This is a genomic window from Lentzea sp. NBC_00516, assembly GCF_036346835.1.
Taxonomy (GTDB): Bacteria; Actinomycetota; Actinomycetes; order Mycobacteriales; family Pseudonocardiaceae; genus Lentzea; species Lentzea sokolovensis.
Window position 1 is genome coordinate 1,102,465 of the sequence record NZ_CP107840.1, and the last position, 25,112, is coordinate 1,127,576.

Genomic DNA, 25,112 nt, shown 5'->3' on the forward strand with positions numbered 1-25,112 from the left:
GGCATACCACTGGTAAGTAACCAGCCTGTTGAAGATCGAGAGCGCTCTCACGCAGCCAACCAGGGGATTGACCTGAGAAGTGGTCTATGCCACTTTCTACCCACTCCCATCGGACCTGACCAATTGGTCACATCCCAGCGAGAGGTGAGTCGTGTCGCGCTCCGCTGCCTTGTTAGCCCTGGCTCTCACGTTGTCGGCCTGCGGTACGTCCGCGGGCGGCGGCGGTGGGAAGCAGGAGATCACCGTGTGGCTCATGAAGGACACGGCCACCGAGGAGTTCGTGTCGAAGTTCGAGAGCGAGTTCGAACGTGATCACGCCGACCTCGACCTGAAGATCCAGATTCAGGAGTGGAACGGCATCACGCAGAAGGTGACCAGTGCCCTGGCCAGCACTGATCCGCCGGACGTGATCGAGGTCGGCAACACCCAGGTCGCCCAGTACGTGGCCAGCAAGGGCGTCACGGACCTGTCCGCCAAGAAGAGCGAGCTTCAGGGCGACGACTGGATTCCTGGCCTGGGCGAACCGGGTGCGGTGGACGGCAAGCAGTTCGGCGTCCCGTTCTACGCGGCCAACCGGGTCGTCATCTACCGCAAGGACCTGTTCGAGGCCGCCCAGGTCACGCCGCCCAAGACCCGCGAGGAGTGGCTCGCCGCCACCGCCAAGCTCGACCAGGGCGACCAGCAGGGGATCTACCTGCCCGGCCAGAACTGGTACACGCTGTCCGGGTTCGTCTGGGACGAGGGCGGCGACCTCGCCAAGCAGAGCGGCGACAGGTGGAGCGGCTCGCTGAACACGCCGCAGGCGTTGGCGGGCATGGACTTCTACAAGAAGCTCCAGGCGCTCGGCGACGGGCCGAAGGACTCCGACGAGGCCAAGCCGCAGCAGACGGACGTGGTCGCGGGCGGCAAGGTCGCGCAGTTCATCGCGGTGCCCGGCGCGGCGAAGCTCGTCACGAAGGCCAACCCGGAGCTCGAAGGCAAGATCGGCTTCTTCCCGATCCCCGGCAAGACCGCGGACAAGCCCGGCGCGGTGTTCACCGGCGGTTCCGACCTCATCATCCCGATGGCGTCGGGCAGGCAGGACGGCGCGTACGAGGTCGTCAAGGCGCTCGCCGGCGAGAAGTGGCAGGTCGAGCTCGCGAAGGCGATGAACTACGTGCCGAACCGCAAGTCGCTCGCGCAGGCGGTGGGCGGCGATCCCGGTACGGCGGCGATGGCGCAGGGCGCTGCCAACGGGCACGCCACCCCGAACTCGCCGAACTGGGCGGCGGTCGAGGCCCGCAACCCGATCAAGGAGTTCCAGACCGCGGTCCTGACCGGTGCCGATCCCGCGACAGCGGCCAAGACCGCCGACGAAGTGATCACCCAAGCGTTGAACTCGGGCAAATGACGCTCCTGGCCGAAAGGCCGGTGCGGGAGACCGCGCCGGCCGCCCCGAAGCGCCGCAAACGCCCGGTGCTGCCGTATCTGCTGATCGCGCCCACCCTGCTCACCACCGCGTACCTGCTGGTGTACCCGCTGGTTCGCAACGTGATCATCTCGCTGCAGGAGTTCGGGCTGCCGCAGCTCGTGCGCGGCGACGCGAAGTTCGTAGGGCTCGCGAACTACGTGAAGGTGTTGTCCGACCCCGAGTTCTGGGGCGTGGTCAGGCGCACGCTCTGGTTCACCGCGATCAACGTGGTGCTCATCATGGTTCTGTCCACTTTGGTCGCGCTGTTGCTCGTCAGGCTCGGGAAATGGCTGCGCCTGTTGGTGATGGGCGGGCTCGTGCTCACCTGGGCGACGCCGATCATCGCGGCGACCACGGTGTTCCAGTGGCTCTTCCAGTCCAGGCTCGGCGTCGTGAACTGGGCGCTGGTCGCGCTGGGCTTCGAGGAGTACCGCGACTACACCTGGTTCGCGAACGGCGAGGCGACGTTCGGCATCCTCATCACGCTGATCGTCTGGCAGTCGATCCCGTTCGCCGCACTGTCGCTGTACGCGGCGATGATCACCGTGCCGCAGGAGCTGTACGAGGCCGCGCGCATCGACGGCGCCGGCGCGTGGCGGGTGTTCTCGACCATCACGTTTCCCATGCTGCGCGCCATGTTCGGCCTGATCACGTGCCTGGAGGTGATCTGGGTCGTCAAGGCGTTCGTGCAGATCTGGGTGATCAGCCAGGGCGGTCCTGGCCAGGCCACGACGACGTTGCCGGTCTACGCCTTCCAGGTCGCACAGTCGTTGCAGCGCTACGACCTGGGCGCGGCCGTGTCGATGCTCATGGTGGTGCTGCTCGTGCTCGCACTGCTGGCGTACTTCCGCCAGCTCTACCGGCAGGAGCGGGACGCATGATCGGACGGATCTCGCGCACCACGGCGGCGCTCATCGTCTTCGTGATCTCGACGTTCCCCGTGTACTGGATGGTGCTCACGGCCTTCAAGCCCACCAAGGACATCCAGAGTGCGACACCGACGTTCCTGCCGCTGCCGATCACGTTCGACCACTTCGGCACGGCGATCGCTGCGAAGGGGTTCTTCTCGTTCTGGCGCAACAGTCTTCTCGTGGCGGGCGGCGCGGTGGTCCTGGCGTTGCTGGTGGCCCTGCTCGCGGCGTTCGCGATCGCGCGGCTGCAGTGGAAGGGCCGCAGGGCTTTCGTGCTGATGGTGTTCGTCGCGCAGATGACGCCGTGGGAGGCGCTGCTCATCCCGATCTACGTGATCGCCAGGGACACCGGCATGCTCGACACGCTGTGGATCCTCACGCTGGTCTACTTCATGATGACGCTGCCGTTCACCATCGTGACGTTGCGCGGGTTCCTCGCCGCCATCCCGGTCGACCTCGAAGAAGCGGCACAGGTCGACGGGTGCACGCGCGGGCAGGCGTTCCGCAAGGTCGTGTTCCCCTTGCTCGCACCTGGTCTGCTGGCGACGTCGCTGTTCGGGTTCATCACCGCGTGGAACGAGTTCGCCTTCGCCAACGTGCTGATCATCAAGGACCAGGACGACCGCACGCTGCCGGTCTGGCTGTCCTCGTTCAACAACACCTTCGGCACCGACTGGGGAGCCACGATGGCCGCTTCGACGCTGTTCATGCTGCCGGTGCTGCTGATCTTCGTCGTGTTGCAGGGCCGGGTGACCACCGGCATCGTCGGAGGGGCGGTGAAGGGATGATCGTTCCACTCCCGACCAGGATCGTGCGGCGCGGCAAGGGGTTCACGCTGGACTGCGGCACGAGCGTGCGCGTCACGCCCGGCGCCGAGCCCGTGGCCAGGCTCCTGCGCTCGCTCCTCAGGCCGGCTACGGGACTGCCGTTGCCGATCGCCGACCACGGCCAGATCGTCATCGCGCTGGACGCCAAGCTCGTCGGACTCGGCGCGGAGGGCTACGCGCTGACCGTCAACGAGCACGGCGTCCTGCTGCGCGCGGGCACCAGAGAAGGCCTGACGCACGGAGTCCAGACGATCCGCCAGCTCCTGCCGGTCGAGGCGCTGAGGCCGACACGAGCGTCCGAAGTGGACTGGACGCTGCCGGGCGTCGACATCCGCGACGTGCCCAGGCTGCCGTGGCGCGGGTTCATGCTCGACGTCGCCAGGCACTTCCAGCCGGTGCACGTGCTGCGCAGGTTCATCGACCTGATGGCCCTGCACAAGCTCAACGTCCTGCACCTGCACCTGACCGACGACCAGGGCTGGCGCATGCCGGTGCCCGCGCACCCGTTGCTGACCTCGATCGGCGGCTGGCGCACCGAGACGAACGGCGACGGCGTCCCGCACGGCGGCACCTACACCCGTGCCGAGCTGGAAGGCCTGGTGGCGTTCGCCGCCGAGCGCGGCGTCCGGGTCGTGCCGGAGATCGAGATGCCCGGCCACGCCCGCGCGGCGCTGGCTGCCTATCCCGACCTAGGCATCGCCTCGGAACCGCTGCCCGTCTGGACCCGCTGGGGCATCAGCGACGCGGCGTTCGGCCTGCACGCGATGGGCTTCGTCCGCGAGGTCCTGGCCGAGGTGCTGGAGGTCTTCCCCGGCGAGCACGTCCACCTCGGCGGCGACGAATGCCTGCTGCCGGAGGACGTGCACGCCCAGTTCCTCCGCCAGGCGAGCAAGTACCTGCTCGACCGTGGCCGCGTCCCGGCCGCCTGGGAACCGACGGGCGACCCGCGATCCCTCGTGATGCCGTGGAAGGACGAAACCCAGGCGGCCAAAGCACTGGAGCGCGGCCAGCCGGTCGTCATGACCCCGCACACCTCCACCTACCTCGACTACCCCCAGTCGGACGCCCCGCACGAACCACCCGGCCAGCCCGGGTACGTCGTGACCGCCCGCGACGTCTACCACGTGCCGCTGCCCGACGGCGTGCTCGGCGCCCAGTGCCAGCTGTGGACCGAGCACGCCCGTTCCCGCGACCACCTGGAATACCTGGCATTTCCCCGTCTTGCCGCGCTGGCCGACACCCTCTGGTCCCAGCGCCCCGAGTGGGAGGGCTTCACCACCAGGATGCGCCTCCACTCGTCAAGGCTCGCCGCCCTGTCCATCCCTGCCGAAATGAGGAGAGAACGTTGCGAGCACTCCTAGCCGCGTCCTGCGCGGCCCTGGCGGTGGCAGCACTGGCCGTGGCGCCCAGCGCGTTCGCCGCCGACGCGATCACCGCCCAGTACCGGACCAGCGCGTCCGGTGCGACCACCGACCAGGCCGAACCGTGGTTCAAACTGGTCAACTCGGGCACCACGAGCGTGCCGCTGTCCGACGTGAAGATCCGCTACTACTTCAAGAGCGACACCCCGGACGTCGGCTACCGGTTCGCCTGCTCGTGGGCCGTGCGCGGCTGCGGCAACGTGACCGGCCAGTTCGGCACCCTGACCGGCGGCCCTGCCGACCGCTACCTGGAGGTCGGCTTCACCTCCGGCGCGGGCACGCTGAACGCCGGCGCCGACTCCGGAGACCTGCAACTCCGCTTCTACCGCACCAACTGGGGCCCGATCGCCCAGTCCGACGACTACTCGTTCCGCGGCGAGAGCACCTACTCGGCGTGGAACCGCGTCACGGTCCACCGCGGCAGCACGCTGCTGTGGGGCACCCCGCCCGGCGGCAGCCCGCCCACCACCACGACGACCACGACGACGCAGCCGAATCCCAACGGCCCCAAGATGTTCGACGACTTCGCCTACAACAACTCGAGCGACTCGCGGATCGGCCAGCGCGGCTGGACCGTCCGTTCGGGCGGTGGCGGCCCCGGCGTGCCGGGCGCGACCTGGGACCCGTCGCGCATCACGTTCCCGACCGTCGACGGCCAGAAGGTCATGCGCCTCGACTCGTGGAACAACGGTTCCGCCGCCAGGCAGACGGAGCTGTACCACCAGCGGAAGTTCTTCGAGGGCACCTACGCGTCACGCGTGAAGTTCAGCGACGCGCCCGTTTTCGGCCCGGACGGTGACCACGTCGTGCAGACGTTCTTCACCATCACCCCGCTCGACGCGCCGATGGCCCCGAACTACGGCGAGATCGACTTCGAGTACCTGCCCAACGGCGGCTGGGGCGAACCGGCCAACGTCATGTACGAGACCACCTGGGAGACCTACCAGAACGAACCGTGGGTCGCCGACAACATCCACAACGAGCAGCGCGTCAGCTACAACGGCTGGCACGACCTCGTTTTCCAGGTGGCGAACGGCCGCGTGAAGTACTACATCGACGGCAACCTGGTCGCCGACCACGGCGACAAGTACTACCCGGAGACGCCGATGTCGATCAACTTCAACCTCTGGTTCATCTCGGGCGGCCTGCAGGGCAGCAGTGCCGAACGCGCCTACCAGCAGGAGGTCGACTACGTGTACTTCGCCAAGGACCAGGTGCTCAGCCCGGCCCAGGTGAAGACGGCCGTGCAGGACTACCGCACCGCGGGCGTCGCGCACGTCGACAACGTCTGATCGAGGTCTGATCAGGTCAGCAGTTTCTCCAGTGTGATCGGCAGATCGCGAACCCGGACACCCGTGGCGTGGTGGACGGCGTTCGCGATCGCGCCGGCCGCGCCCACGATGCCGAGCTCGCCGACGCCCTTCGCGCCCAGGCCGCTGACCAGCGGGTCCGGGTGGTCGAGGAGCCGGACGTCGATCCGCGGGACGTCCGCGTGCACCGGCACGAGGTACGAGGCGAGGTTGGTGTTGGCGAGGTTGGCGTTGGCGAGGTTCACGAGCGTGAACCGCCGGCGGGTTTGACCTGGGGCGCGGTCGGCCGATCCGGAAGGAGGTCGCCGGTGCGTGGGGGCTCGGCGCTGGGGAGAGGGGGTGGCAATCGTGTCGCAACGCGGACAACTTGTGCTGATCGTGCTCGGTCTGATCCTGCTGGGATTCGCGGCAGGCGCCGTCATCGGCGTGCTCGGGATCGAAAGGCCGTGGATCTACGTGATCGAGGTCGTCCTCGTGCTCATCGTGGTGCCGCCGATCATCAAGTACCGGGCGCGGCGTCGCAACTGACCTTCTGACCGGGCGCGCCCGTTGCGGTCGCCAGTTCCTTGACCCCGTCGAGCAGGATGCGGCACGTCAGCACCTGATCGCCCTTGGGCGCGGCGGTGACCTGGGCCTTCTCGCCGGCGTTGATCACGACCTCCGCGGTCCACGGCAGCGGCTTCGAGACGCTGACGTTCTGCGGCGTCTCCTTGCGGTACCGGGTGGGCGACTCGGTGTACGTCACGTCCCCGAGCGACTCGGCGGGCTGGGACGAGACCTCGTAGGTGATCGCCCAGGCCTTGCCGGTGAGCGTCGTCCAGCCGCCGAAGTGGTTCACCAGGGCAACGGTTCCGCCGCCCAGCACGGCCAGCACGACGAGGACCACCACGAGCGTCTTCATAGGACAGACGGTAGGGGTGAACGCCGTGCACCGGCATCGTTCGGCGGTGTGACTCGCGGGTCATTCCCCAGGACTACTCACTTGAGCAGCAGACGCACCGTGAGTTCGAGGCGGTTCGCGACGTCCGTGGCGGTGGCGCGGCGGGTGACCCAGGCGACCAGGTTCGACAGCCACACGTCGCCGATGACGCGGGCGATGGCCTTCTGCTCCTCGGTCGGCGCGTCGTCGCTCATCGCCTTGGTGAACATGCTCTCCATGAGCAGCGAGACCCGGTCGATCTCGGCGCCCGCGGAAGCGTCGGCGAACGTGAACGCGCGCGTCATCGCCTCGGTGAGGTGCGGGTTGCGCTGCAGGCCCCTGGTGATGCGGCCGAGCACGAACAGCACGCGCTCGTACGGGCTCTCGCCGGGGACGGTGGTGCGGTCCATCTTCTCCTGGGCGCGTTCCAGTTCCACCGCGAGGCTCGACACGAGCAGGTGGACCTTCGAGGGGAAGTAGCGGTACAACGTGCCCAGCGCGACGTCCGCGCGGTCGGCCACGGCGCGCATCTGGACGGCGTCGAACCCGCCCTTCGACGCCAGCGCGATGGTCGCGTCGACGATCCGCTTGCGACGCTCGCGCTGGGCGGCCGAGCTGAGCTCGTCGCCCGCCATGAGCGCGTCCGTGCGCGACTTCGAAGGTGACACGGAGATGATCCTCCTGGAACGTGTTGCAGCTGCCTTCGCATCATACTCGATCGGTTTCCCAGCCATGATCTGTTGCCGGAAATAGAACACGTTCTATAAACTTCTTCATGTACTGGAGGAGGCCGCATGCCGATCGCCACGACCGGGGAACAACGCGCCCTGCGCGACAGCGTGGACGCCGCCAAGGGTGAGTGGGCCGATCTCGTCAAGGTCGGGTTCTTCGAGGTGACGCGGGAGGGCGGCACGGTCGCCGATCTCACGGTGATGCTGGAGCGGGCGGCCGAGAACCTCGTGCCGGGGCCGTTGCTGCCCACGGCGCTCGTGTCGGTGCTGTTCCCGGACTTCGAGGGGATCGCCGGGTTCGGGTTCTCGTCCCAGCACGTGGTCGGTGCCGCCGAGGCGACGCACCTGTTGCTCAAAACGGACAGTTGGATGCTCGTGCCGGTCGAGCAGGTGTCGCTCACCGCGCTGGAAGCCGTGGACCACTCACGTTCGCTGGGATCGGCGGTGGTCAACGAGCCTGGGCGGACCGTGGACGACCCGACCGACCTCGCGGTGACGTTGATGGCCGCCGAGGCGAGCGGGGTCGCCGCGTGGTGCCTGAACACCGCTGTCGAGTACGCGAAACAGCGTCAGCAGTTCGGGCGTGTCATCGGGTCGTTCCAGGCCGTCAAGCACCTCTGCGTGGAGATGCTGTGCCGCGCCGAGCAGGCGTCGTCGGTGGCCTGGGACGCGGCGCGGTCGGTCGGCGAGGAGGAACACCCCCTGGCGGCGGCGGTCGCGGCGGCGGTGGCGTTCGACGCGGCCGTCCGCAACGCCAAGGACTGCATCCAGGTGCTCGGCGGTATCGGCTTCACCTGGGAGCACGACGCGCACCGCTACCTGCGCAGGGCGTTGGCGCTGCAGCAACTGGCGGGTGGTGTGGCTTTCTGGCGCCGACGTGTCGCCGAGCTGGCGTTGGCGGGAGCGCGCCGTTCGCTCACCGTCCAGGTCGAGTCGGATCCGGAAGTGCGGAAGTTCGCGGAGGAGATCGCCGGACTCGACCCTGCCGCCCAACGAGAACGGCTGGCGGACAGCGGGTTCCTCGTGCCGCACTGGCCGAAGCCGTACGGGCAGGACGCCGATCAGGCCAGGCAGATGGTCATCGACAGCGAGTTCGTCCGCGCCGGCGTGCGCAGGCCGGACCTGATCATCGGTGGCTGGGCGGGACCGACGATCCTCCGCCACGGCACGACGGAGCAGCAGGAACGGTTCGTGCCGCCGACGCTGAGCGGTGAGCTGACCTGGTGCCAGCTGTTCAGCGAACCCGAGGCCGGCTCGGACCTGGCCTCGTTGCGCACCAAGGCCGTTCGCGTCGACGGCGGCTGGAAGCTCACCGGGCAGAAGGTGTGGACGTCGCTCGCGCACCAGGCCGACTGGGCGATCTGCCTGGCCCGCACGGATTCCAGCGTCCCGAAGCACAAGGGCATCACCTACTTCCTCGTCGACATGCGCGCGACCGGGGTGGACGTGCGGCCGTTGCAGGAGATCACCGGCGACGCACGGTTCAACGAGGTCTTCCTGGACGACGTGTTCGTGCCGGACGACTGCGTGGTCGGCGCGGTGAACGACGGCTGGCGGCTGGCCCGCACCACTCTCGCGAACGAGCGCGTCGCGATGGGCTCGGCACTCGGCGAGCCGCTGGAACAGGTCCTGAAGTCACCGTCGGCTCCGGACCACGCGGAACGGCTGGGGGCCCTGGTGGCCCAGGGGCTGGCGGTGTCCGTGCTGGACCTGCGCGCGAGCCTGCGGGTGCTCAGCGGACAGGAGCCGGGCGCGGAGTCCAGCGTGCGCAAGCTGGCCGGGGTGCGGCAACGGCAGGACGTCGCCGAGTTCGCGGTCGAGCTGCTCGGTCCGGACGCCGCGGTCGAAGGTGAGCTGATCTACGAGTTCCTGCTCACGAGGTGCCTGAGCATCGCGGGCGGAACGACGCAAGTGCTGATGAACCTGGCAGGCGAGCGAATTCTCGGTCTACCGAGGGAGCTTTGATGGACTTCAAGCTCGACGAGACCCAGCAGGAGATCGCCACCCTGGCGGCCGACGTGCTGGGCAGGGAGAGCGCGACCCCCTGGAAAGCGCTGGGGGAGGCGGGACTGCTGGCCCTGGCCGTTCCTGAACGGCTCGGTGGTGACGGGCTCGGCGTGCTGGAGACGGCCGTGCTGCTCACCGAGGTCGGCCGGCGGGCGGTGGAGGTTCCGGCGCTGGCCACGCTCGCGCTGGGCGTGTTGCCGATCGTCCGTTACGGCACCCCCGAGCAGCAGGACGCCTTGCTGCCGTTGGTGACCGAACAGCACGGCGTGCTGACAGCGGCGTTGAGTGAACCTTCGAGACCTCTGCCTTCCGCGCCGGAGACCACGGCGGGACCGGACGGCATCTCCGGCGTGAAGATCAACGTGCCGTACGCCGCCGAGGCGCACCGAATCCTCGTCAGCACGGACAACGGAGTCTTCGTCGTCGACCCGGCGCAACCCGGTGTGTCCACATCGGACGGAACCGTGCGTCTCGAAGGCGCTCAGGGTGAACTGCTGGAAGGCGCGGAGGAAGGCATCCGCAGGTTCGCCCTGGCCGGAGCGGCTGCGGTGGCGGATGGTGTCCTGGCCGGAGCCCTCGACCTCACCGTCAAGCACGTCGGCACCCGCCACCAGTTCGGCAAACCCCTCGCGACCTTCCAAACCGCGGCGTGTCTGGTCGCGGACGTCTACATCGCCTCCCGCACCCTGCACCTCGCCGCGCTGACCGCCGCCTGGAGCCTCGACGACAACGACCTCGACACAGCCGCGTACTGGTTGGCAGCGGAAGCCCTGCCGGCCGTGCACACCTGCCACCACCTGCACGGCGGCCTCGGGCTCGACATCACCTACCCGATGCACCGCTACTACGGCATGGCCAAGGAGCTGACGCGGTTCGTCGGCGGAGTGGAGCACCGCTTGGGAGCCATCGATGTTCATTGACCTCACCGACGAGCAACGCAAGCTGCGCGACGAGCTGCGCGAGTACTTCGCGACCGTCATGTCCGACGCCGAACGCGAGGCGATGCTGACCGAACGGCATGGCGTGACCTACCGCGAGCTGGTCAAGAGACTCGGTGGCGACGGCAGGCTCGGCGTCGGCTGGCCGAAGGAGTACGGCGGGCTGGGGTTCGGGCCGATCGAGCAGCAGATCTTCGTCAACGAGGCCGCCCGCGCGGACGTCCCGCTGCCGTACGTGACGCTGCAGACCGTCGGCCCGACGCTCCAGACGTACGGAACCCAGGAGCAGAAGGACTTCTTCCTGCCCAAGATCCTCAGCGGTGACCTCCACTTCGCCATCGGCTACACCGAACCGGACGCGGGCACCGACCTGGCCGCGTTGCGCACCAAGGCCATTCGCGAAGACGATCACTACGTCGTCAACGGGCAGAAGACGTTCACGACGGGCGGTCACGACGCGGACTACGTGTGGCTGGCCTGCCGCACCGGAGCAGCGGACTCGCGGCACAAGGGCATCACGATCCTGATCGTCGACACCACCGATCCCGGCTACTCGTGGACGCCGATCATCACCTGCGACGGCGCGCACCACGTCAACGCCACCTACTACAACGACGTCCGCGTGCCCGAGGCCCGCAGGGTCGGCGAGGAGAACAAGGGCTGGCGGCTCATCACCACCCAGCTCAACCACGAGCGCGTGATGCTCGGCCCGTCCGGACGGCTCGGCGCGCTCGTCGAACGGGTCCACGGCTGGGCCTCGGAACGTCAGCTCCTCGACGAACCGGACGTGCGCAGGGCGTTGGCCGAGGCGCGGGCGGTCCACCGCGTGAACGAGCTGCTCAACTGGCAGGTCGCCGGCGGTGAGCTGGAGGTCGCGGACGCGAGTGCCACCAAGGTGTTCGCCGCGGACAGGACACAGCGCATCGGCCGGTTGCTGGAGGAGCTCGTCGGACGGCACGGCGGGCCGGCCGACCTCACGAAGTGGCTGGACGTCCAGGCACGGCGCAACCTCGTGCTGACGTTCGGCGGGGGAGTGCAGGAGATCCAGCGCGAGCTGATCGCGAACATCGGGCTCGGACTGCCGCGGGTGGTGCGATGATCGACATAGAGAAGGAAGCCGCCCGCATCGCCGAACAGGGCGAGTGCGCGCCACGACTGGCCCGCGACCCGGTCAACCAGCCGATGATCAACAACTGGCTGGAGGCCATCGGCGACGAACACCCCGGCTACACGGGGACGGCGCCGCCCGCGATGGTCCAGGTCTGGACGATGGCGGGACTGCGCGGCCAGCGCACCCTGGACGACCCGCTCGGCGCGATGATGACGATCCTGGACGAGGCCGGCTACACCTCGGTCGTCGCGACCAACAGCGACCAGACCTACCACCGCTACCTCGAGGTCGGCGAGCATCTGTCGGTGACGACGAGCCTGGAGGACGTGACCGGGCCGAAGAAGACCGGGCTGGGCGAGGGCTGGTTCGTCACGACCAGGAGCACCTGGTGGGTCGGCGACGAGGCCGTGGCCGAGATGCGGTTCCGCGTGCTGAAGTTCAAGCCCGCGCAGAAGCCCGAACCTCCGAAGGAAGCTCCGAAAGCACAAGCGATCCGGCCGTCCGTCAATCGCGACACCGAGTACTTCTGGGAAGGCACCCGGCAGGGCGAACTCCGCATCCAGCGGTGTGGCGGTTGCGGTCTCCTGCGCCATCCACCAGGCCCGATGTGCCCGGAATGCGGTGCCACGAAGCCGAAGTACCTCGTCTCGGAGGGCTACGGCGTGGTCTACAGCTACGTCGTGCACCACCACCCGCAGGTGCCCGGCAAGCAGACCCCGTTCGTCATCGCCCTGATCGAACTGGACGAGGGCGTGCGGATGCTGGGCGAACTGGACGGCGAGCCCAGCGTCGGGCAACGAGTCGAGGTCGTGTTCACCAAGGTCGACGACGACCTGACGATGCCGAGCTGGAGGCCCCGTGCGGATCGGTGATTCCCTGCCCGAGTGGCACGTCGAGGCCACGCCGACGTTCGTGATCAGCACCGCGCTGGCCACCCGCGACTTCCAGGACGTGCACCACGACCGCGACCTGGCGATCCAGCGCGGCTCGAAGGACATCTTCATCAACATCCTCACCACGACCGGGCTGGTGCAGCGCTACGTCACGGACTGGGCGGGCCCGGAAGTGCTCGTACGGCAGGTGAACATCAAGCTCGGCGCGCCCTGCTTCGCCTACGACACCCTGAAGTTCTTCGGCCAGGTCATCGAACGCGAGCAGCAGGACCTGACCATCGAGGTCGTCGGCCGGACCGTGCACGGCGACCACGTCACCGGAACCGTGAAGATCGAGGTGCCCGCGTGAACGCCGCGATCGTCGGAATCGGAGCGACCGACTTCTCCAAGGACTCCGGCCGCAGCGAACTCCAGCTGGCGGCCGAGGCCGTCAGAGCCGCGATCGAGGACGCGGGCCTCGAACCGTCCGATGTGGATGGCCTGGTCAGCTTCACCATGGACACCAACGCCGAGATCGCGGTCGCACGAGAACTGGGCATCCCGGAGCTGACGTTCTTCAGCCGCGTCCACTACGGCGGCGGCGCGGCGTGCGCGACGGTGCAGCAGGCCGCGATGGCCGTCGAGACCGGTGCGGCCAAGGTCGTCGTCTGCTACCGGGCGTTCAACGAACGCTCCGGGCACCGGTTCGGGCAGGTGCAGACCGCGGCGGCGGCCAACATCGACAACAGCTGGTCGTACCCGATGGGCCTGGGCACCCCGGCCGCGATGGTCGCCATGTTCGCCCGCCGGTACATGCACGAGTACGGCGCCACGAGCGAGGACTTCGGCCGGATCGCCGTGATCGACCGCAAGCACGCCGCCACGAACCCGCACGCCTGGTTCCACGACCGGCCGATCACCCTGGACGACCACCAGTCGTCCCGCTGGATCGCCGAACCGCTCAGGCTCCTGGACTGCTGCCAGGAGAGCGACGGCGGAGTCGCGCTGGTCGTCACCTCGGCCGAACGGGCCCGCGACCTGCCGAAGAAGCCCGCGCACGTCAAGGCGGCGACGCAGGGCAGCAGCGTGGACCAGTTCACGATGACCAGCTACTACCGCGACGACCTCACCCGGCTGCCCGAGATGGGCGTGGTGGCGAGGGGACTGTGGGAGAAGTCGGGCATCGGTCCGTCCGATGTGGACGTCGCCGTGCTCTACGACCACTTCACGCCGTTCGTCCTGGTCCAACTCGAAGAGCTGGGCTTCTGCGGTCGCGGTGAGGCCAAGGACTTCATCAAGTCCGGTGCCCTCGAACTGGACGGGACTCTTCCGCTCAACCCGCACGGGGGCCAGCTCGGCGAGGCCTACCTGCACGGCATGAACGGCATCGCCGAGGGCGTCCGTCAGGTGCGCGGCACCGCGGTGAACCAGGTCGCGGACGTCGAGCACGTCCTGGTCACCGCAGGCACCGGCGTCCCGACCAGTGGCCTGGTACTCGGCCGGGAGGCCTAAGCTGGCCGACCATGACCGAGCCCGCGTTGCACGTCAGCAATGGCGACAGCACCGACGTTCCGGGCACCGGGCTCGCACAGCGCGTCCTGTACTGGCGTGACTCGCTGCACGAAGGCCCCGTGCCCGAAGTGGGGCCCGAGGAGCTGCGCGGGATCAGGGCCGGCTTCCTGGCGGAGAGCGGCGTCGACGAGCACGCGGAGGGCTCGGCCATGTTCGCCGAGCGCGACCGGGTCCTGGAGGCCGGCAGGGACGGCGAGTACGTGCTGTGGTTCGAAGCCGATCTGTACGACCAGCTGCAGATCATCCAGATCCTCGACCGCCTGGCCAGCCTGGGCGTCCAGGCCTCGCGCGTCACGCTGATCTGCATCGGTGAGTACCCCGGCATCGCCCGGTTCGGCGGCCTGGGCGAGTTGACGGCGGACCAGTTGCGGGAACTGCCCGCGACGAACGCGTGCGCGGTCCTGACCTCGAACGCGCTGGAGCTGGCCGTCGACGCGTGGGCGGCCTTTCGGGCGCCTGGTCCTGAACGCATCGCGGAGATCGCCGCCCGCCGCTCCGGCGAACTGCGGTTCCTCGGCGAGGCGTTCGACCGGCTCGGCCGCGAGTATCCGTCCACTCGCGACGGTCTGTCGCTCACCGAACGACGCGTGCTGGCCGCGGTCGCGAGCGGTGCCGCCGACGCGGGCACGGCGTTCGTCCGTGCCGCGGCCAGGGAAACGCGCCCCTATCTCGGTGACACGTGGTGCTTCCTGATGATGGAACGGCTCGCGCACGCGACTGTCCCGCTGCTCATCGCGTCGGACGACCGGATCACCCGCCGCACCCGCCTGAGTCTGACCGGCACCGGGGCACAGGTGCTCGCGGGCACGGCGGACCACGTCACGATCAACGGCGTCGACAGGTGGATCGGCGGCGTCCACCTGCGAGGGAGTCAGCCTGGCTGGCGCTGGGACGAAGGCACCGAAGCCGTCACACGGTGGTGAGCACCGCGTCGGCGAGAACGGGACGGTCCCCGGCGAAAGTCGTCAGCACCAACTGCGAGCCGTCCCGCCACACCCGCGTCGTCAGCGTCTCGCCGGGGAAGACCACGCCCGCGAACTTCGCCCCGAACGACGACACCTGCTCCGGTCCGTCGAGCATCGCGTCGATCACGGCCTTGCACACCACCCCGTAGGTGCACAGCCCGTGCAGGATCGGCGCGTCGAACCCGGCCCGGACAGCGAACTCGGGATCGGCGTGCAGCGGGTTCCGGTCACCGCACAACCGGTACAGGTAGGCCTGCTGCGGCAGAGTCGGCGTCTCGATCACGAAGTCCGGTGCGCGCGACGGCACCTCGACCCTGCCGGAAGGCCCGCGGTCTCCGCCGAACCCGCCCTCGCCACGAGCGAAGATGCTGGACCGGGTCGTGTACAGCGCGGTCCCGTCCGGGGTGACAGCGGTCGACTCCTGCACGATGACCGCGGCTTTCCCCTTGTCCCACACGTCCGCGATCCGAGTCCGCAGCACCGCCTCACCTTCGGCGGGCAGCGGAGCGTGCACCGTGATCTCCTGCGTTCCGTGCAGAACGCGGGCCAGGTCGATGTCGACACCGGGGAACGACACGGCAGGCGGTGCGGTCTCGTGGAAGCGAGGCGCGACAACACCGAACGTCGGCAGCACCCGCAGACCCTGCTCGTAGACGTAACGGAGCTCGGTCGCGCCCAGAGCCAGGTGGTAGAGCAGGACGTCGGACTCGGACCAGGAGAACTTGATCTCGGGAAGTTCCGCCCCGATCGCGACAGTGGGATCGATCGGCATCAGGCGCCCCTCACTCGTAGCTGATCTTCACGATGTCGGTGACCGGAACCGACTGGCACGCCAGCACGATGCCCTCGGCGATGTCGTCGGAGTCGAGCACGTCGTTGTTGAGCATCTTGACCTCGCCCTCGACCAGGCGGCACGCGCACGCGCTGCACGCACCCTCCCGGCACGAGTACGGCGCGTCGAGTCCCTTCTCCAGCAACAGGTCGAGCAACCTCGTCCGAGCCGGCCACGGAAACCGGTGCTGCTCACCGTCCAGGTCGACCTCGACCACCGCGTCCGGCCGATCGTCCGTGATCGGTTCTTCGACAGTCGAGAACGGATCACTGGACAGTGAGACGAACTTCTCGATGTGCACGACCGAAACGTCGTGCAAAGCCTTGCGAGCGGCCTCCATGAACGGCCCGGGCCCGCACACGAACGCCTCGTCGCACGACCGGACGAACGCCCGCAGTCCCGCCACGGAAGGCAGTCCCTGCACCGACTCCAGCCAGTGCACGACGGTCAGTCGTTCCGGATGCGCGCGAGCCAGTTCGGCGAGCTCGCGGGCGAAGATCACCGAAGCCTCGTCCCGGTTGGCGTACACCAGGAACACCCGCCCGGAACCCTCACCGAGCACGGCCCGGATGATCGACATGACCGGCGTGATCCCGCTCCCGGCCGCGAACGCCAGCAAGGACCCGTCCAGCGACGAGGGCGTGAACACCCCGGCCGGCGCCAGCACGTCCAGTTCCATCCCGGCGGACAACGACGAGCACATCCAGTGCGACCCGTACCCGTCCGGCGTCCGCTTGACCGTGATCTTCAACGGCTCACCCGGCGCGCTGGACAGCGAGTAGCACCGGGCCACGTCTCCCGCCCGCACGGTCAGGAACTGGCCGGGCTTCACCGCGAAGTCCACACCCGACAACACGAACGAACGCGCGTCGGCGGTCTCCTCGATCACGGCGTCGACCCGCAGCCGGTGCACCTCAGCCATCGGCGACCTCCAGCGTTCCCTCGCGCACGGCCTTCTCGATGCCGTTCCGCAGCCGCAGACACGTGGGCACGAACGCGGACCGCGGCCCGCACAGCTCGACGCACGTGGAAGTGTCGGAAAGCCACTGCACGCTGGTGTGCTGGGGGCTGTTCTTCTTGACCAGCACCCGGTTCCCGCAGTCGCACCGGACCGGAACCATGCCACCGGCGAGGAACTCGTCGCGCTCGCTCACGTCGCCGACTCCTGAGGCGCTGGTTGCTGCTTGGCGAGATTCTCGGCGACCTCCTTCTCCCAGACTTCGACCGCCCGGCTCGTGTCGACCTCGAACTCGAAGCGCCGCACCATGTCGTCGCTGACGTCCTCGGCGTCGACGTAGAACTGCTCGTACCAGCGGCGAAGCTGGTAGACCGGCCCGTCCTCCTCGCACAGCAACGGGTTGTCGATGCGCGACTTGTTCTGCCAGATCTCCACGTCCTGCAGGAACCCGACACCGATGCCGCGCGCGAACTTCCTCGCGATCTTGTCCGCGTGCTCGTCGTCCACGCCGGGCAGCTTCTTCACGATCGCGCCCCACTGGAGCTTGAACGAGGTCGGCGAGATCGGGTAGTGGCAGTTGATCAGCACCGTCTCGATCTCGAGGCCCTTGTAGTCGTTCCACAGGTAGTCGATCATGTACGACGGCCCGTAGTACGCGGCCTCGGAACGCACTTCCACGTCACCGGTGTAGTTCGAGCCCATCGCGACGTCCGGACGGCCGCGCGTGGTCAGGTACTGCGAGGCGACGTGGCCCTCCATCACGTTCTTGAAGTACGTCGGGAACGCGAAGTGGATGTAGAAGAAGTGGGCCATGTCGACGACGTTGTCGATGATCTCGCGGCAGTTCGCGTTGTCGATCACCACCGAGTCCCAGGTCCAGTTGCTCCACTCGTCGCTGAACGCCGACTCGATGCGCGGGATCGTGATGTGCTCGGGCGGCGGGTTGCCCTGCGGGTCGTTCCACACGAAGAGCTGCTTGTTCTCCTCGAGCGTGATCCACGACCGGGTGCGCGCCCGCAGCGGAACCCGCTTGGCGTAGGGGATGTCGACGCACTTGCCGTTGCCCGCCCACCGCCAGTCGTGGAACGGGCAGGCGATGTTGTCGCCCTTGATCGTGCCCTGGGTGAGGTCGCCGCCCATGTGCCGGCAGTACCCGTCCAGGACGTTGATCTTGCCGTCCTCCGAGGCGAACACCACGAGCTTCGTGCCGAACGCCTCCACGGGGTGAGGTTTGCCGTCGCGGAAGTGACTGGCGAGGCCGAGGCAGTGCCATCCGCGCGCGAACCTCGCTGGAGGCGCGCCGGCATCGATCGTCCGCACGCTGTCCTGCGTCATCGCTTTCCTCCAGAGATGTCGAGGCCGGCCAGATATCCGAACGTCATCGCCGGTCCGAGGGTGGCGCCCGCGCCCGCGTAGGTGTGGCCCATGACGGACGCGCTGGTGTTGCCCGCCGCGTACAGGCCTTCGATCACCGAATCGTCCTCGCGCAGCACCCGTGCACGGGTGTCGGTGCGCAGGCCGCCCTTGGTGCCGAGATCGCCGGGCACGATCTTGACCGCGTAGAACGGGCCTGTGGTCAGTGGCGCCAGGTTGGGGTTCGGTTTGTTGCGCGGATCGCCGTAATAGCGGTCGTACGCGCTGTCGCCGCGGTGGAAGTCGGCGTCCTTGCCTTCCACGGTCAGGATGTTGAACCGCCGCACGGTGTCCACCAGTTCCGGCAGGTCGGCCGCGTGGGCGAGCTCGTCCAGACCGGGCGCGGTGAGCACGGAGTCCTTCCAGCGGCGGGGGAGCGGTCTGCGCGGCGGGATGCCGCAGAACGGGTAGCGGCTGCGGTAGGAGTGGTCGAAGACGAGCCACGTGTCGCCGGTCATCGCGTTGACCACGTCGATGTAGGGCGCGGCCTCGTTCACGAACCGGCGGCCGGTCTTGTCGACCAGCACGCAGCCGGGCAGGGACCGTTCCGCGAGCAGGAAGAACGGGCCGCGCGGCAACGGGACGGACGGGCCCCACCAGGCGTCGTCCATCAGCCCGACGGCCGCGCCCGCCCGTTGCCCGGCCTCGATGCCGTCGCCGGTGTTGGCCTTGGCGCCGACTGTCCACTCCGTACCGATGTCCTGGTGCTGCTTGCGCATCCGTTCGTTGTTCTCGAACCCGCCGGACGCCAGCACCACGTGGTTCGCCAGGATCACCTTCTCGCCGACCAGAACGCCGGCCACGCGGCCGTTCTCGAAGTGCAGGTCGGTCATCGCGGTGTTGAGTCTGACCTCGACGTTCAGCGCTTTCAGCCCTGCCCGCAGCCCCGCGGTCAGCGCCTGGCCCATGGTCAGCCGACGACCGGGCAGGAACCGGCGGGCGAAGACCTTGGCGGCGGTGACGATGCCGCGCGGGTGCCGTCCGATCAACGTCAGCCAGCGGTAGTCGGTCTGGGTGATCACGATGCCCGCGGGTGTCGGCACGTACGGCGGCTCGAGGGTCTTGATGTCGTCGCCGAGCAGCGCCGCGTTGAACGGCAGGGGCTCGACCGAGCGGCCGCGTGGTTGCCCTCCTGGCGCCTCCGGGTAGTAGTCGGAGTACTCGCGGACCCAGCGGAACTTCAGCGGCGTGTGGGCGCAGACGAACGCCAGCATGGCCGGTCCGGCGTCCAGGAACGCCTCCCGCAGCTCGGCCGGGACCTCGCTCGCGATGTGCGCGAGATAGGTGCTGGCCTGCTCCGGCGAGTCGGGTATGCCGTTGGCGGCGACCACGGCGTTGTTCGGCACCCAGATGCCGCCGCCCGACCGCGCGGTCGAGCCGCCGTAGTGCGCCGCCTTCTCGATGACCAAGGTCCGCAAGCCGTTTCGAGCGGTGCAGAGTGCGGCTGTCATGCCCGCCGCGCCGCTGCCGACGACGATCACGTCGTACATCACACCTCCACGGGGCTCCAACTAGAACAGGTTATAGTTCTGAGGCGGTTTGGCGCTATGGTGTAGGAGTTCCAGGCAAGTCGACTCACCAAGAACCTGTTTCTGGAGGGTTGCGTGGAAGTCACCGCTGACGTGGTCGTCATCGGCTTCGGTGCGGCCGGCGCGTGCGCCGCCATCGAGGCCGCGGAGGCTGGCGCGTCCGTGGTGGTGCTGGACCGGTTCGGAGGCGGTGGAGCGACCGCGTTGTCCGGCGGCGTCGTCTACGCGGGCGGCGGTACGCGGCAGCAGGTCGAGGCCGGTGTCACCGACTCGGCCGACGCGATGTTCTCCTACCTGCGGCACGAGGTCCGGGACGCGGTGTCGCCCGAGACTCTGCGGCGGTTCTGCGAGGACAGCGCGAAGATGCTGGCCTGGCTGGAGGACCAGGGCGTGCCGTTCGACGCGCGGGTGTCGCCGTTCAAGACCTCCTACCCGACCGACGACTACTACCTCTACCTGTCCGGCAGCGAGGACGCCTGGCCCGACCCGGCGCCGCGCGGGCATCGGACCAGGGCGAAAGGCACTTCGGGCAAGGCTTTCTTCACCCGTCTGGCCGAAGCCACCCGGCGTGCGGGAGTGCGGATCATGCCGCAGACCCGGGCCGTCGAGCTGGTCGTCGCGGACGGCCGGGTGACGGGTGTGCGATGCCGGACTCTCACTGGTGTTGTACGTGCTCTGCACGGCGCGTTGTCCAAGGCGGGTGCCAAGCCGTGGCTCTACTACCCGCCGCTCGGTAAGAGGCTGTTCGGGCTGGCAGCGTGGCTCGAACGGTTCAGCCGGCCGTTGATGATCAACGCCGGGCAGGGCGTGATCATCGCGGCCGGCGGCTTCATCGCCGACCGCGGTTTGGTGCACGAGAACGCTCCGGCCTACCGCGGTGGCCTCGCGCTGGGCACGCCCGCCGACGACGGTGGCGGGATCCGGCTCGGCCTGGCTGCCGGTGGCAAGACCGCGCGGATGGACAAGATCTCGGTGTGGCGGTTCATCACACCGCCCAGCGCGTTGCAGCGCGGAGTCCTGGTCGACTCGGCCGGGCAGCGGTTCGGGGACGCGACCCTGTACGGCGCCGCCAACGGAGGCGCGATCGTCGAACGCGGCGGCAAGGCCTGGCTGCTGATCGACGACGAGATCCTCCAGGTTGCGCGGGCCCAGGTGAAGACGCAAACGGCGCTGTTCCAGCGCTGGCAGGTCCGCTACCTGCTGGGACGCGGCATGGTGACCGCGCCGACCATCGAGGAAGTGGCTGCCAAAGCCGGAATCGCGACGCCCGAACCGTTCGGGACGCCGCCCTATTCGTTGATCAACGTGTCGGTGCGCGCGGGGTTCGGCTACCCGTGCCCGATGCTCACGCTCGGCGGGCTCGTCGTGGACGAGGACACCGGTCAGGTGCAAGGAGTCGCAGGCCTGTACGCGGCGGGCCGGTCGGCGGTCGGGGTGTGCTCGGAGTCCTACGTCAGCGGCCTCGCGCTCGCCGACTGCGTCTTCTCGGGCCGCCGTGCGGGGCAACACGTAGCCAAGGAGGCCCGGTGCTGACGATCCAGTCCAGGGAGGCGGCCGCCGAACTGCTGCGGACGGCGGAACGCGACCGCGTGCCGATCAAACCGCTGGTGGAGCTGTATCCCGACATCGACGTGGTCGACGCGTACGAGATCCAGCTGCTCAACGTCCGGCACCGCAACAGGGATGTGATCGGCCACAAGGTCGGCCTCTCGTCGTTGGCGATGCAGCAGATGATGGGCGTCGACGAACCCGACTACGGCCACCTGCTCGACGACATGCAGCTCGCCGGAACCGCGGACGCGTCGGCGTACCTGTACCCGCGGGTCGAGGTGGAGATCGCGTTCCTGCTGGCCCGCGACCTGCCCGGCGAGGGCTGCACGGTCGAGGACGTGCTGGCGGCCACCGAGTTCGTCGTGCCGTCCATCGAGCTGATCGACAGCCGGATCGAGAACTGGCGGATCGGTCTGCAGGACACCATCGCGGACAACGCGTCGTCGGCCGGGTTCATGCTGGGATCGGAGCGTGTTCGTCCGTCCGAACTGGACATCGGCGCCGTCGCGGCCACGTTGCGGCGCAACGGCGAGGTGGTCGCCGAAGGACGTGGTGACGCCGTGCTGGGTGATCCGGCGATCGCGGTGGCGTGGCTGGCGGCCAAGGTCGCGAGCTTCGGCGTCCGGTTGCTCGCGGGGGACATCGTGCTGCCCGGTTCGTGCACGCGCGCCATCGACGCCCGGCCGGGTGACGAGTTCCGCGCCGAGTTCGCCGGACTCGGTTCTGTCGACCTGAAATTCGAATGAGGTGACTGGGTGAAGGCGGCCATCGTCGGCTCCGGCAACATCGGCACCGACCTGCTCTACAAGCTCCTGCGCTCGCAGGTGCTGGAACCGCGCTGGATGGTGGGCATCGACCCGGCCAGCGAGGGACTGCGCCGCGCGGCCGATTCCGGGCTTGAGGTCTCGGTCGACGGCGCGGAGTGGTTGCTGCGTCAGGACGAACTGCCGGACATCGTCTTCGAGGCGACGTCCGCGGCGGTGCACAGGGCCAACGCCCCGCGCTACGCCGAGGCGGGCATCCGGGCGATCGACCTGACACCGGCCGCGGTCGGGCCCTACGTCGTGCCGCCGGTGAACCTCGGTGAGCACCAGGACGCGCCCAACATCAACCTGATCACGTGCGGTGGCCAGGCCACGATTCCCATGGTGCACGCGGTTTCCCGTGTGGTTCCGGTGTCGTACGCGGAGATCGTCGCGAGCGTCGCGTCGGTGTCGGCGGGACCGGGCACGCGGGCCAACATCGACGAGTTCACCCGCACGACCAGTCGTGGCATCGAGGCGATCGGTGGGGCGGACCGCGGCAAGGCGATCATCGTGCTGAACCCGGCGGACCCGCCGATGATCATGCGCGACACGATCTTCTGCGCGATTCCCGAGGACGCCGATCCCGACCCGATCACGGACTCGATCGCCCGGATGGAGACCGACATCCGGTCGTACGTGCCGGGATTCCGGCTGCTGCGGGAGCCGCAGTTCGACGCGGGACGGGTAGCGATCTTCGTCGAGGTCGCGGGTGCGGGCGACTTCCTGCCCGAGTACGCGGGGAACCTCGACATCATGACGGCCGCCGCGACCAAGGTGGGGGAGGAGATCGCTCGTGCAGCAACGTCTGAGTCTGCGGTTGACCGACACGTCACTGCGTGACGGCTCGCACCACAAGCGGCATCAGTTCACGGTCGACGACGTGCGCTCGATCGTGGCGGCACTCGACGGCGCCGGGGTGCCGGTCATCGAGGTGACGCACGGCGACGGACTGGGCGGGTCGTCGTTCAACTACGGCTTCAGCCACACACCCGAGCAGGAACTGATCAAGGTCGCGGTCGAGACGGCCCAGCAGGCCAAGATCGCCGTGCTGATGCTGCCGGGCGTCGGGGTGAAGGACGACATCCTGGTGTCGCAGGACAACGGCGCCTCGATCGTCCGGATCGCCACGCACTGCACCGAGGCCGATGTCTCCGTGCAGCACTTCGCATTGGCTCGTGAACGCGGCCTGGAGACCGTCGGGTTTCTGATGATGGCGCACTCGCAGCCGCCGGAAGCGTTGGCGAAGCAGGCAAGGATCATGGCCGATGCCGGGTGTCAGTGCGTGTACGTGGTCGACTCGGCCGGAGCCCTTGTCCTGGAACAGGTTTCGGAGCGGGTCGAAGCACTGGTGGCCGAACTCGGTGACGATGCCCAGGTCGGCTTCCACGGGCACGAGAACCTCGGGCTGAGCGTCGCGAACTCCGTCGCCGCGGCACGGGCAGGCGCGAAGCAGATCGACGGCAGCGTGCGCGGATTTGGCGCGGGCGCGGGAAACACGCCTCTCGAAGCGTTCGTCGGCGTCTGCGACAAGCTCGGGTTCGAGACCGGCGTCGACTTCTTCAAGATCGTGGACGCGGCCGAGGACGTCGTCCGGCCCGTCATGCCCGACGAGTGCCTGCTCGACCGGATGGCGCTGATGATGGGGTACGCGGGCGTCTACTCCAGCTTCCTCAAACACGCGTACACGCAGGCGCAACGCTATGGCGTGTCCGGCGCGCAGATCCTCGTCCGCGCGGGCGAGCGCAAGCTCGTGGGCGGGCAAGAGGATCAGCTGATCGACATCGCACTGGAGCTGAGCAGGGAGAAAGTCCGATGAGCGAGGAAATCCTCGGCAAGGTGCGGGAACTGCTGCCGGCGCTGGCCGAACGCGCGGCCGAGGCGGAGGAACTGCGCAAGGTGCCGCCGGAGTCGGTGAAGGCGTTGCAGGAGACCGGGTTCTTCCGGATGCTGCAGCCCGCGCGGTACGGCGGCTTCGAGTCGCATCCGCTCGACTTCTACACCGCGGTCAGGATGATCGGCAGCGCGTGCGGGTCGACGGGCTGGGTCGCGTCCGTGCTGGGCGTGCACCCGTGGCACGTCGGGCTGTTCGACGTGCGGGCGCAGGAAGAGGTGTTCGGCGAGGACCAGGACACCCGGATCTCGTCTTCTTATGCGCCAACAGGTCGTGCCACGGCGGTCGAGGGCGGATTCCGGTTCAGCGGCAAGTGGAGCTTCTCGTCCGGCTGCGACCACGCGACGTGGGTGCTGCTCGGCGGCCTCGTGATGAACGACGAGGGCAAGCCGATCGACTTCCGGACGTTCCTGCTGCCGATCGCGGACTACACGATCAACGACGTCTGGGACACGGTCGGCCTGCGTGGCACGGGTAGCAACGACATCGTGGTGAACGACGTGTTCGTGCCGGAGTACCGGGCGCTGAGCATGTCGAACACCGCGCGGTGCAAGTGCCCTGGCCAGGAGGTCAACCCCGGCCCGTTGTTCCGCATGCCGTACGGGACGATCCACCCGTACGCGGTGACGGCGCCGATCATCGGCATGGCGACCGGCGCGTACGACCTGCACGTCAACGCGACCCGTGAACGCGTCCGGGCGGCGTACCTGGGTGAGAAGTCGGTCGACGACCCGTTCGCCCAGGTCAGGATCGCGACCGCGGCGGCCGACGTCGACGTGGCGTGGTGGACGCTGGAGAAGGACATCAACGACGAGTGGGCGCACGCCGTGGCCGAGACGAAGATCCCGATCGACCTGCGCCTGAGGGCTCGGCGCGACCAGGTGCTCGGCAGCGGGCGGGCGCTGGCCGCGATCGACCTGCTCTTCGAGAGCGCGGGCGGCAAGGCGATCAACGCCGGTCTGCCGTTGCCCCGCTTCTGGCGCGACGCCCACGCCGCACGGGTGCACGCGGGAAACGATCCGGAGCGCGTGCTTGTGCTGTACGGCAAGAACGAGCTCGGCATCCAGGTCCGCGACGGCTTGTTCTGAGGGGGCGTTG

Annotated in this window: 26 protein-coding genes; 18 read left to right on the forward strand and 8 right to left on the reverse strand. The window is 68.5% G+C overall.

Features of this window, described 5'->3' with window-relative positions:
- Positions 1–151: 151 nt before the first annotated feature.
- The 5 genes from OG205_RS04760 to OG205_RS04780 are packed head-to-tail and all read left to right on the forward strand — an operon-like array spanning position 152 to position 5,901.
- Entirely contained in the window at positions 152–1,390 is a 1,239-nt protein-coding gene (locus OG205_RS04760) for an extracellular solute-binding protein (RefSeq protein WP_330275011.1), read from the forward strand.
- Positions 1,387–2,331, forward strand: coding sequence for a carbohydrate ABC transporter permease (locus OG205_RS04765; RefSeq protein ID WP_330275012.1), 945 nt, complete (start codon positions 1,387–1,389; stop codon positions 2,329–2,331). Before OG205_RS04760 ends, OG205_RS04765 begins: the two co-directional genes overlap by 4 nt.
- Positions 2,328–3,149 (forward strand): carbohydrate ABC transporter permease, encoded by an 822-nt coding sequence (locus tag OG205_RS04770; RefSeq protein WP_330275013.1) that lies wholly within the window; start codon positions 2,328–2,330, stop codon positions 3,147–3,149. Before OG205_RS04765 ends, OG205_RS04770 begins: the two co-directional genes overlap by 4 nt.
- Positions 3,146–4,549: a beta-N-acetylhexosaminidase gene (locus OG205_RS04775; RefSeq protein ID WP_330275014.1), complete on the forward strand. Its 1,404-nt coding sequence runs from the start codon at positions 3,146–3,148 to the stop codon at positions 4,547–4,549. The genes OG205_RS04770 and OG205_RS04775 overlap by 4 nt, the downstream gene beginning before the upstream one ends.
- Positions 4,534–5,901, forward strand: a complete 1,368-nt coding sequence (locus OG205_RS04780; RefSeq protein WP_330275015.1) for a cellulose binding domain-containing protein — start codon at positions 4,534–4,536, stop codon at positions 5,899–5,901. The genes OG205_RS04775 and OG205_RS04780 overlap by 16 nt, the downstream gene beginning before the upstream one ends.
- 11 nt (positions 5,902–5,912) lie before the next feature.
- On the opposite strand, the gene OG205_RS04785 is transcribed toward OG205_RS04780, so the two are convergent.
- Positions 5,913–6,164: a hypothetical protein gene (locus OG205_RS04785; protein WP_330275016.1), complete on the reverse strand. Its 252-nt coding sequence runs from the start codon at positions 6,162–6,164 to the stop codon at positions 5,913–5,915.
- 94 nt (positions 6,165–6,258) lie between these two features.
- Between OG205_RS04785 and OG205_RS04790 the strand changes: the two genes are divergently transcribed.
- A complete protein-coding gene (locus OG205_RS04790; protein ID WP_330275017.1) occupies positions 6,259–6,447 on the forward strand; it encodes a hypothetical protein in 189 nt (62 codons plus the stop codon).
- Here OG205_RS04790 and OG205_RS04795 read toward each other — a convergent pair.
- A complete protein-coding gene (locus OG205_RS04795) occupies positions 6,419–6,820 on the reverse strand; it encodes a hypothetical protein (RefSeq protein WP_330275018.1) in 402 nt (133 codons plus the stop codon). The genes OG205_RS04790 and OG205_RS04795 overlap by 29 nt on opposite strands.
- A gap of 77 nt (positions 6,821–6,897) precedes the next feature.
- The gene (kstR, locus tag OG205_RS04800; RefSeq protein WP_245821835.1) at positions 6,898–7,473 is read right to left on the reverse strand and encodes a cholesterol catabolism transcriptional regulator KstR; all 576 of its coding nucleotides are present in this window, start codon (positions 7,471–7,473) and stop codon (positions 6,898–6,900) included.
- A 159-nt stretch (positions 7,474–7,632) separates the two neighbouring features.
- Here kstR and OG205_RS04805 point away from each other — a divergent pair, with 159 nt between their 5' ends.
- From OG205_RS04805 to OG205_RS04835, 7 genes are read left to right on the forward strand one after another with little or no spacing between them, the layout of a single operon-like run.
- Positions 7,633–9,534 (forward strand): acyl-CoA dehydrogenase family protein, encoded by a 1,902-nt coding sequence (locus OG205_RS04805; RefSeq protein ID WP_330275019.1) that lies wholly within the window; start codon positions 7,633–7,635, stop codon positions 9,532–9,534.
- A complete protein-coding gene (locus tag OG205_RS04810) occupies positions 9,534–10,496 on the forward strand; it encodes an acyl-CoA dehydrogenase family protein (protein WP_330275020.1) in 963 nt (320 codons plus the stop codon). Before OG205_RS04805 ends, OG205_RS04810 begins: the two co-directional genes overlap by 1 nt.
- Complete coding sequence (locus OG205_RS04815; protein WP_330275021.1) at positions 10,486–11,613, forward strand: acyl-CoA dehydrogenase family protein; 1,128 nt, start codon at positions 10,486–10,488, stop codon at positions 11,611–11,613. The genes OG205_RS04810 and OG205_RS04815 overlap by 11 nt, the downstream gene beginning before the upstream one ends.
- Positions 11,613–12,497, forward strand: coding sequence for a bifunctional MaoC family dehydratase N-terminal/OB-fold nucleic acid binding domain-containing protein (locus OG205_RS04820; protein ID WP_330278102.1), 885 nt, complete (start codon positions 11,613–11,615; stop codon positions 12,495–12,497). Before OG205_RS04815 ends, OG205_RS04820 begins: the two co-directional genes overlap by 1 nt.
- The gene (locus OG205_RS04825; RefSeq protein ID WP_330275022.1) at positions 12,484–12,867 is read left to right on the forward strand and encodes a MaoC family dehydratase; all 384 of its coding nucleotides are present in this window, start codon (positions 12,484–12,486) and stop codon (positions 12,865–12,867) included. The genes OG205_RS04820 and OG205_RS04825 overlap by 14 nt, the downstream gene beginning before the upstream one ends.
- Complete coding sequence (locus OG205_RS04830) at positions 12,864–14,009, forward strand: lipid-transfer protein (RefSeq protein ID WP_330275023.1); 1,146 nt, start codon at positions 12,864–12,866, stop codon at positions 14,007–14,009. The genes OG205_RS04825 and OG205_RS04830 overlap by 4 nt, the downstream gene beginning before the upstream one ends.
- Positions 14,010–14,020: 11 nt before the next feature.
- Positions 14,021–14,992, forward strand: a complete 972-nt coding sequence (locus tag OG205_RS04835; protein WP_330275024.1) for a hypothetical protein — start codon at positions 14,021–14,023, stop codon at positions 14,990–14,992.
- Here the strand turns inward: OG205_RS04835 and OG205_RS04840 are convergent.
- Genes OG205_RS04840 through OG205_RS04860 form a run of 5 tightly spaced genes read right to left on the reverse strand, consistent with a single transcriptional unit; the run spans position 14,979 to position 19,727 of the window.
- The gene (locus tag OG205_RS04840) at positions 14,979–15,806 is read right to left on the reverse strand and encodes a MaoC/PaaZ C-terminal domain-containing protein (protein WP_330275025.1); all 828 of its coding nucleotides are present in this window, start codon (positions 15,804–15,806) and stop codon (positions 14,979–14,981) included. The genes OG205_RS04835 and OG205_RS04840 overlap by 14 nt on opposite strands.
- A 10-nt stretch (positions 15,807–15,816) precedes the next feature.
- A complete protein-coding gene (locus OG205_RS04845) occupies positions 15,817–16,788 on the reverse strand; it encodes a ferredoxin--NADP reductase (RefSeq protein ID WP_330275026.1) in 972 nt (323 codons plus the stop codon).
- On the reverse strand, positions 16,781–17,020 hold the full coding sequence (locus tag OG205_RS04850) for a hypothetical protein (RefSeq protein WP_330275027.1): 240 nt from the start codon (positions 17,018–17,020) through the stop codon (positions 16,781–16,783). Before OG205_RS04850 ends, OG205_RS04845 begins: the two co-directional genes overlap by 8 nt.
- Complete coding sequence (locus tag OG205_RS04855; RefSeq protein WP_330275028.1) at positions 17,017–18,159, reverse strand: Rieske 2Fe-2S domain-containing protein; 1,143 nt, start codon at positions 18,157–18,159, stop codon at positions 17,017–17,019. Before OG205_RS04855 ends, OG205_RS04850 begins: the two co-directional genes overlap by 4 nt.
- Complete coding sequence (locus OG205_RS04860; RefSeq protein ID WP_330275029.1) at positions 18,156–19,727, reverse strand: FAD-dependent oxidoreductase; 1,572 nt, start codon at positions 19,725–19,727, stop codon at positions 18,156–18,158. The genes OG205_RS04855 and OG205_RS04860 overlap by 4 nt, the downstream gene beginning before the upstream one ends.
- A 114-nt stretch (positions 19,728–19,841) precedes the next feature.
- Between OG205_RS04860 and OG205_RS04865 the strand changes: the two genes are divergently transcribed.
- Genes OG205_RS04865 through hsaA form a run of 5 tightly spaced genes read left to right on the forward strand, consistent with a single transcriptional unit; the run spans position 19,842 to position 25,102 of the window.
- Entirely contained in the window at positions 19,842–21,299 is a 1,458-nt protein-coding gene (locus OG205_RS04865) for an FAD-binding protein (RefSeq protein ID WP_330275030.1), read from the forward strand.
- The gene (locus OG205_RS04870) at positions 21,293–22,063 is read left to right on the forward strand and encodes a 2-keto-4-pentenoate hydratase (RefSeq protein ID WP_330275031.1); all 771 of its coding nucleotides are present in this window, start codon (positions 21,293–21,295) and stop codon (positions 22,061–22,063) included. The genes OG205_RS04865 and OG205_RS04870 overlap by 7 nt, the downstream gene beginning before the upstream one ends.
- A gap of 9 nt (positions 22,064–22,072) precedes the next feature.
- Entirely contained in the window at positions 22,073–22,963 is an 891-nt protein-coding gene (locus OG205_RS04875) for an acetaldehyde dehydrogenase (acetylating) (RefSeq protein WP_330275032.1), read from the forward strand.
- Positions 22,917–23,939 (forward strand): 4-hydroxy-2-oxovalerate aldolase, encoded by a 1,023-nt coding sequence (gene dmpG / locus OG205_RS04880; protein ID WP_330275033.1) that lies wholly within the window; start codon positions 22,917–22,919, stop codon positions 23,937–23,939. Before OG205_RS04875 ends, dmpG begins: the two co-directional genes overlap by 47 nt.
- Positions 23,936–25,102 carry a 3-hydroxy-9,10-secoandrosta-1,3,5(10)-triene-9,17-dione monooxygenase oxygenase subunit gene (gene hsaA / locus OG205_RS04885; RefSeq protein WP_330275034.1) on the forward strand — a complete coding sequence of 389 codons (1,167 nt, stop codon included), beginning with the start codon at positions 23,936–23,938 and terminating at the stop codon, positions 25,100–25,102. Before dmpG ends, hsaA begins: the two co-directional genes overlap by 4 nt.
- Positions 25,103–25,112 lie beyond the last annotated feature (10 nt).

Bases quoted from the DNA above. Each gene is read 5' to 3' on its own strand.
- hsaA (WP_330275034.1), top strand. From the start codon at position 23,936: ATGAGCGAGGAAATCCTCGGCAAGGTGCGGGAACTGCTGCCGGCGCTG.
- OG205_RS04810 (WP_330275020.1), top strand. From the start codon at position 9,534: ATGGACTTCAAGCTCGACGAGACCCAGCAGGAGATCGCCACCCTGGCG.
- OG205_RS04845 (WP_330275026.1), bottom strand. From the start codon at position 16,788: ATGGCTGAGGTGCACCGGCTGCGGGTCGACGCCGTGATCGAGGAGACC.
- OG205_RS04815 (WP_330275021.1), top strand. From the start codon at position 10,486: ATGTTCATTGACCTCACCGACGAGCAACGCAAGCTGCGCGACGAGCTG.
- OG205_RS04840 (WP_330275025.1), bottom strand. From the start codon at position 15,806: ATGCCGATCGATCCCACTGTCGCGATCGGGGCGGAACTTCCCGAGATC.
- OG205_RS04835 (WP_330275024.1), top strand. From the start codon at position 14,021: ATGACCGAGCCCGCGTTGCACGTCAGCAATGGCGACAGCACCGACGTT.
- OG205_RS04855 (WP_330275028.1), bottom strand. From the start codon at position 18,159: ATGACGCAGGACAGCGTGCGGACGATCGATGCCGGCGCGCCTCCAGCG.
- OG205_RS04805 (WP_330275019.1), top strand. From the start codon at position 7,633: ATGCCGATCGCCACGACCGGGGAACAACGCGCCCTGCGCGACAGCGTG.
- kstR (WP_245821835.1), bottom strand. From the start codon at position 7,473: ATGGCGGGCGACGAGCTCAGCTCGGCCGCCCAGCGCGAGCGTCGCAAG.
- OG205_RS04860 (WP_330275029.1), bottom strand. From the start codon at position 19,727: ATGTACGACGTGATCGTCGTCGGCAGCGGCGCGGCGGGCATGACAGCC.
- OG205_RS04775 (WP_330275014.1), top strand. From the start codon at position 3,146: ATGATCGTTCCACTCCCGACCAGGATCGTGCGGCGCGGCAAGGGGTTC.
- OG205_RS04770 (WP_330275013.1), top strand. From the start codon at position 2,328: ATGATCGGACGGATCTCGCGCACCACGGCGGCGCTCATCGTCTTCGTG.
- OG205_RS04795 (WP_330275018.1), bottom strand. From the start codon at position 6,820: ATGAAGACGCTCGTGGTGGTCCTCGTCGTGCTGGCCGTGCTGGGCGGC.
- OG205_RS04765 (WP_330275012.1), top strand. From the start codon at position 1,387: ATGACGCTCCTGGCCGAAAGGCCGGTGCGGGAGACCGCGCCGGCCGCC.